Source organism: Pseudomonas fluorescens (assembly GCF_002022275.1).
GTDB classification, from domain to species: domain Bacteria; phylum Pseudomonadota; class Gammaproteobacteria; order Pseudomonadales; family Pseudomonadaceae; genus Aquipseudomonas; species Aquipseudomonas fluorescens_AJ.
Genome location: NZ_MSDF01000022.1, coordinates 22,220 through 28,435, shown reverse-complemented (window position 1 = coordinate 28,435; position 6,216 = coordinate 22,220). Strand labels below are relative to the sequence as shown.

Genomic DNA, 6,216 nt, shown 5'->3' with positions numbered 1-6,216 from the left:
AACCCACCCCACCCCCAAAACCCTGTCATCCAACCGTCACCGTAACTTCATGGAGCTGACACCGAGCCTACATAGCCTGACTTTGGACAACAAAGTCGACCGGCCGAAACGTGGCTGGCACTCGGAGATTCGCCATGACTCAGATCGCCCGCATCAGCGACACCGGCAATGAACGCCGCCTGCAAGCCGAACGCCTGATCGGCGCGAAGGCCTTGCAAGAAGCCCAGGCCCTGCGGTTCAACGTATTCAGCGGCGAGTTCAACGCCAAGCTGAAAGGCGCAGAACACGGTCTGGACATGGATGACTATGATGTTCACTGCAGCCACATCGGCGTGCGGGATTTGAACAGCGGTCGACTGGTCGCCACCACCCGTTTGCTCGACCACCAGGCCGCCAGCACCCTGGGCCGGTTCTACAGCGAAGAAGAATTCAGCCTGCACGGCCTGCTGCACTTGCAGGGCCCGATCCTGGAAATTGGCCGCACCTGCGTCGACCCGGCCTACCGCAACGGCGGCACCATCGCCGTGTTGTGGGGCGAGTTGGCCGAGGTTCTCAACCAGGGCGGCTACAGCTACCTGATGGGTTGCGCGAGCATTCCGATGCACGACGGCGGCATCCAGGCCCACGCGATCATGCAGCGCTTGCGCGAACGCTACCTGTGCAACGAACACCTGCGCGCCGAGCCGAAAAAACCGCTGCCGGCGCTGGACCTGCCGTCCAACGTCATCGCCGAGATGCCGCCGCTGCTCAAGGCCTATATGCGCCTGGGCGCGAAGATCTGCGGCGAGCCGTGCTGGGATGAAGATTTCCAGGTGGCCGACGTGTTCATCCTGCTCAAGCGCGACGAGTTGTGCCCGCGCTACGCCCGCCACTTCAAGGCGGCCATGTGATGAGCCGCTTGCGGGTGTACGGGCGCATTGCCCGCGTGCTGCTGGTGGTGGCACTGGGTTTGAGCATGGCCAGTGTGTTCGGCGTGTTTGAGCGCATGGGCGTGGCCAACTCGATGGTGCGACGCCAGCGCTGGTCGCGGTTTTTCATGGCGCGACTGACCCATGCCCTGCCCTTTCGCGTGACGGTGCACGGTGAATTGCCGACGCAGCCAATGCTGTGGGTGAGCAATCACGTGTCCTGGACCGATATTCCACTGCTGGGCGCTGTGGCACCCATGTCGTTTCTGTCCAAGGCCGAAGTGCGCACCTGGCCGGTGGCCGGCTGGCTGGCGGCCAAGGCGGGTAGCCTGTTTATCCGCCGAGGCTCGGGCGACAGCCAGTTGATCCGCAAACAGATGACACGCCACTTGGAGCAACAGCACCCGCTGCTGATGTTCCCGGAAGGCACCACCACCGACGGGCGCAGCCTGCGTACATTCCATGGGCGTTTGCTGGCCAGCGCGATTGATGCGGATGTTTCGCTGCAACCGGTGGCGATTCGTTATCTGCGCGACGGGCAAGTGGACGCGCTGGCGCCGTTTATTGGCGATGATGATTTGCTCTCGCACCTGATGCGGTTGTTTGGCAATGATCAGGGCGATGTGGAGATTCATGTGCTGAAACCGATTGCCTGTGCCGGGCAGGAACGTGCGGCACTGGCGTTTCAGGCGCAGCAAGCGGTGCAGAAGGCGTTGTTTGGGCCGTTGCCGGAAGCGGAGCACGCAGATGCTCGGCCTGCATTCGCCGCCTGACCTTAAGTGAACACTGTTCAAATGTGGGAGCGGGCTTGCTCGCGAAGGCGGTCTGTCAGTAACAAATAGGCTGACTGATACACCGCCTTCGCGAGCAAGCCCGCTCCCACATTTAGATCCCGGCAGTCAGTTGGGCCTGTGCAAATCTCTGCAATTCGGGATAGAACACCCGGAAGTCGTCACTCAGCGGCTCATACAGCTCACGCAATTCCTGCATCGCAAACCCCAGCTCCTCCGGCTGTGTCAGCCGCCGCGAAATCCCGCGCAGCACCTGATCCATCACCGCAAACTCGCGATAAGACCCCAGCCAATCATCCGCCGCCATGTACGGAGCAATTTGCGCCAGCCGCCCGGGCAACTGCGGCTCGGCCGCGAGCACGCGGTACACCTGCGTCGTGAACTGCTCCAAAGGCTGGTCGGCATACAGCGCCCAATCCCGCGCCAGGCAGTGGTCGAAAAACACATCGAGGACGATCCCGGCATAGCGCTTGCGGGTCAGGCTGAAACGCGACAGTGCCTCCCCTACCAGCGGGTGGCTGTCGGTGAAACGGTCGATGGCGCGATGCAACGCAATCGCCGATTCGATTTGCGGGCTGAACTGCCCCTGCAGGCGGCCTTTGACGAAATCGCCATAGAGGCTGCCCAGCAGTTGTGCAGGAAGTTGGCCGCCCAAGTGCAGATGTGCGAGATAATTCATGGCGCGCAGTCTATCACTGCCGCAAACGTATCGTTATAACCCGATATACCGATTCATTCTGATTTAAGACCAAAATCATATTGGTATATCGGGATACAACGATTTAAAGTTCGCCTCATCGCGATATAACGCTTTACGAAACCGAGCACCCGCCATGTCCATTGACCTCGACGAAATAATAAAAGCCCTGGCACACCCAGTACGACGAGACATCCTCACCTGGCTGAAAGACCCGAAGGTGCAATTCCCCGAGCAACTGCACAACCACGAATACGGCATCTGTGCCGGGCAGATCGACCAGCGCTGCGGCTTGTCCCAGTCGACCGTGTCGGCCCACCTGGCCACCTTGCAACGCGCGGGGTTGATCAGCAGCCAGAAAGCCGGGCAATGGCACTTTTTCAAACGCAATGAGGACACCATCCAGGCCTTCCTCGCCGCGCTCACAACCGAACTCAGCGCTGCCGACAACGCAGCGCTGTAACAAGGAAACGATAATGCCCCTCTCGCTACTCATACTGGCCCTGAGCGCCTTCGCCATCGGCACCACTGAGTTCGTCATCATGGGCTTGCTGCCCGATGTGGCGGCGGACCTCGGCGTGTCGATTCCCGGCGCCGGCTGGCTGGTCACCGGCTATGCCTTGGGCGTAGCCATCGGCGCGCCCTTTATGGCACTGGCCACCGCCAAGCTGCCTCGCAAGGCGGCACTGGTAGCGTTGATGGGCATCTTTATTGTCGGCAACCTGCTCTGCGCCCTGGCCAGTGACTACAACGTGCTGATGTTTGCCCGTGTGGTCACCGCGCTGTGCCACGGTGCCTTCTTCGGGATTGGTTCGGTGGTGGCGGCCAACCTGGTGCCAGCCAACAAACGTGCGTCGGCCGTGGCCTTGATGTTCACCGGTTTGACCCTGGCCAACGTGCTGGGTGTGCCACTGGGTACCGCACTGGGTCAGGCAGCCGGCTGGCGCTCGACCTTTTGGGCTGTGACGGTGATTGGCGTGATCGCGCTGATCGGCCTGATCCGCTTCCTGCCGACCAAGCGTGACGAAGAAAAACTCGACATGCGTGCCGAACTCAAAGCCCTTAAAGGTGCCGGCATCTGGTTGTCACTGACCATGACCGCGCTGTTCTCCGCGTCCATGTTCACCCTCTTTACCTACGTCGCGCCGCTGCTGGGCGATGTCACTGGCGTGTCGCCCAAAGGCGTGACCTGGACCCTGCTGCTGATCGGCCTGGGCCTGACCCTGGGCAACATCATCGGCGGCAAGCTGGCGGACAAACGCCTGGCAGCCACGCTGATCGGCGTGTTCATCAGTATGGCGGTGGTTTCCACCGTGCTGACCTGGACCAGCGTCGCGCTGATCCCGACTGAAATCACGCTGTTCCTGTGGGCCACCGCTGCGTTCGCCGCCGTACCTGCGCTGCAAATCAACGTAGTGACCTTCGGCAAGGCCGCACCGAACCTGGTGTCCACCCTGAATATCGGCGCCTTCAACATCGGCAACGCCCTCGGCGCCTGGGTCGGCGGCAGCGTGATTGCTCACGGCTTCGGCCTGACCAGCGTGCCACTGGCCGCCGCAGCCCTGGCAATCCTCGCGCTGCTGGTAACCCTGATTACTTTCCGTCAGAGCGGCGATGCCGACCTGGCCCCCGCGACCAACTGATCAACTTCAAAGAGAAAGGTGTTTTCCCATGACGACTATTTTCGATCCAATCAAACTGGGCGACCTGGAACTGTCCAACCGCATCATCATGGCGCCGCTGACCCGCTGCCGTGCCGATGAAGGTCGCGTACCCAACGCACTGATGGCCGAGTACTACGTGCAACGCGCTTCCGCCGGGCTGATCCTCAGCGAAGCCACCTCCGTGACGCCACTGGGCGTGGGCTACCCGGATACCCCGGGCATCTGGTCCAACGACCAGGTGCGCGGCTGGGCCAATGTGACCAAGGCCGTGCATGGCGCGGGTGGCAAGATCTTCCTGCAACTGTGGCACGTGGGCCGTATCTCCCATGAGTCCTACCTGAACGGCGAAACCCCGGTGGCACCGAGCGCCATCCAGCCTAAAGGCCACGTCAGCCTGGTTCGCCCGCTGGCCGACTACCCTACCCCGCGCGCCCTGGAAACCGCTGAAATCGCCGACATCGTCGACGCTTACCGCACCGGTGCCGAAAACGCCAAAGCCGCAGGCTTTGACGGCGTGGAAATCCACGGTGCCAACGGTTACCTGCTCGACCAGTTCCTGCAAAGCAGCACCAACCAGCGCACCGACAACTACGGTGGCTCCCTGGAAAACCGTGCGCGCCTGCTGCTGGAAGTGACCGACGCCGCCGTTGAAGTCTGGGGCGCCGGCCGTGTGGGTGTGCACCTGGCACCGCGCGCCGATTCCCACGACATGGGCGACGACAACCTGTCGGAAACCTTCACCTACGTCGCCAGCGAATTGGGCAAACGTAACATCGCCTTCATCTGCTCCCGCGAGAAAGAAGCCGGCGACAGCCTCGGCCCACAACTGAAAAAAGCCTTTGGCGGCCCGTACATCGCCAACGAACGCTTCACCAAGGACAGCGCCAACGCCTGGCTGGCCGCCGGTAAAGCTGATGCGGTGGCCTTCGGCGTACCGTTCATTGCCAACCCGGACCTGCCGGCCCGCCTGAAGGCCGATGCGCCGTTGAACGAAGCGCACCCGGAAACCTTCTACGCCAAGGGCCCGGTCGGTTACATCGACTACCCGACCCTGGCGCTGTAATCGCCTGAAACGCAAAAAGCCCCGGCTGGAGACAACCGGGGCTTTTTTACGCGTGCCTGAAAACACCGCAGATCTACTGTTTAAGGATCGTTCCCACGCGCAGCAAAGGAATGCCGCCCTGGACGCTCTGCGTCCGCCCTTGAAAGCGTGACGCGGAGCGTCACAGGATGCATTCCCACGCAGAGCGTGGGAACGATCGTACGAAGATCAGGAAACATTCCTTCACAGCCTTGCAACAATATTGCTACAAAATACTTAGGCGGCTACCTATCAACCGCCCGCCAGCCCGTATATAAAGTCACCCCACCAATAAGGCGAAGGGACGATTGACCGTCGCTGGACTTTACTGTTGACACAACTGGACGCAATTACGCATTTTGTCTTAATTGCGCAGGCTGGGGCTCAGGCGCAGCATGTCCAGCCCTGCATCAACCCAGCGCTCGGCGTCCTCGTGCAGTTGGAAACTGTCGGGCACCAGTAGCCATTGGCCTACCAAGCCATGGATGAAGGCATGCATGCACACCGCACCGCGCGTAGTGTCCAGGTTTTCCGGAAGTTGCCCGCGATGGACCGCGTTACGGAGTGTCAGGCTGATGCGCAAATTGCACTCCAGGCTGTGAGTCTGGCGTTGGCGCCGCATGTCACACATTTCATCGGTGAACTCGCACTTATGAAACAGGATTTCGTTGATGCGCCGGGTTTTCGGGTCCAGGGCCACTTGATGATAAAGACGAATCAACAACTTGCGCATACAGCCCAGCGGGTCGACTTCGTCCTCGCTTTCACTCGCCCGGGCCAACTCATCCAGGGGCTCGTGCAGCGTGTCGAGCAGGGCCTGCAACAAATCGGATTTGTTGCTGAAATGCCAATAGATCGCGCCGCGCGTCACGCCGGCCAGCGCGGCGATGTCCGCCAGCGTAGTCCGCGCGACGCCACGCTGATAGAAGGCTTGCTCGGCGGCTTCGAGAATCTGGCTGCGCGTTTCCTGAGCTTCCTCTTTGGTGCGACGAACCATGGCAGTAAAACCTCAATCAGGACACTGTGGATGGTGCTTGACCATCATCTGAATAATTGTGGGACGACACCGTCATGG

Annotated in this window: 7 protein-coding genes; 5 read left to right on the top strand and 2 right to left on the bottom strand. The window is 61.0% G+C overall.

Annotation, left to right across the window (positions count from 1 at the left end; translation table 11 throughout):
* The first annotated feature begins 134 nt into the window (after window positions 1-134).
* Both olsB and BFW87_RS18590 read left to right on the top strand, forming a co-directional pair.
* The gene (gene olsB, locus BFW87_RS18595) at window positions 135-890 is read left to right on the top strand and encodes an L-ornithine N(alpha)-acyltransferase (protein WP_078741205.1); all 756 of its coding nucleotides are present in this window, start codon (window positions 135-137) and stop codon (window positions 888-890) included.
* Entirely contained in the window at window positions 890-1,681 is a 792-nt protein-coding gene (locus BFW87_RS18590; RefSeq protein WP_078741204.1) for a lysophospholipid acyltransferase family protein, read from the top strand. Before olsB ends, BFW87_RS18590 begins: the two co-directional genes overlap by 1 nt.
* A gap of 112 nt (window positions 1,682-1,793) precedes the next feature.
* Here the strand turns inward: BFW87_RS18590 and BFW87_RS18585 are convergent, their stop codons facing one another.
* Window positions 1,794-2,378 (bottom strand): ACP phosphodiesterase, encoded by a 585-nt coding sequence (locus BFW87_RS18585; RefSeq protein WP_078741203.1) that lies wholly within the window; start codon window positions 2,376-2,378, stop codon window positions 1,794-1,796.
* 154 nt (window positions 2,379-2,532) lie between these two features.
* On the opposite strand from BFW87_RS18585, the gene BFW87_RS18580 reads away from it, so the two are divergent.
* The 3 genes from BFW87_RS18580 to BFW87_RS18570 are packed head-to-tail and all read left to right on the top strand — an operon-like array spanning window position 2,533 to window position 5,123.
* Window positions 2,533-2,859, top strand: a complete 327-nt coding sequence (locus BFW87_RS18580; protein ID WP_078741202.1) for an ArsR/SmtB family transcription factor — start codon at window positions 2,533-2,535, stop codon at window positions 2,857-2,859.
* 13 nt (window positions 2,860-2,872) lie between these two features.
* Window positions 2,873-4,039: an MFS transporter gene (locus BFW87_RS18575; RefSeq protein ID WP_078741201.1), complete on the top strand. Its 1,167-nt coding sequence runs from the start codon at window positions 2,873-2,875 to the stop codon at window positions 4,037-4,039.
* 28 nt (window positions 4,040-4,067) lie between these two features.
* Window positions 4,068-5,123 carry an alkene reductase gene (locus tag BFW87_RS18570; protein ID WP_078741200.1) on the top strand — a complete coding sequence of 352 codons (1,056 nt, stop codon included), beginning with the start codon at window positions 4,068-4,070 and terminating at the stop codon, window positions 5,121-5,123.
* A gap of 382 nt (window positions 5,124-5,505) precedes the next feature.
* On the opposite strand, the gene BFW87_RS18565 is transcribed toward BFW87_RS18570, so the two are convergent.
* Window positions 5,506-6,138: a TetR family transcriptional regulator gene (locus BFW87_RS18565; protein ID WP_078741199.1), complete on the bottom strand. Its 633-nt coding sequence runs from the start codon at window positions 6,136-6,138 to the stop codon at window positions 5,506-5,508.
* Window positions 6,139-6,216: the final 78 nt, after the last annotated feature.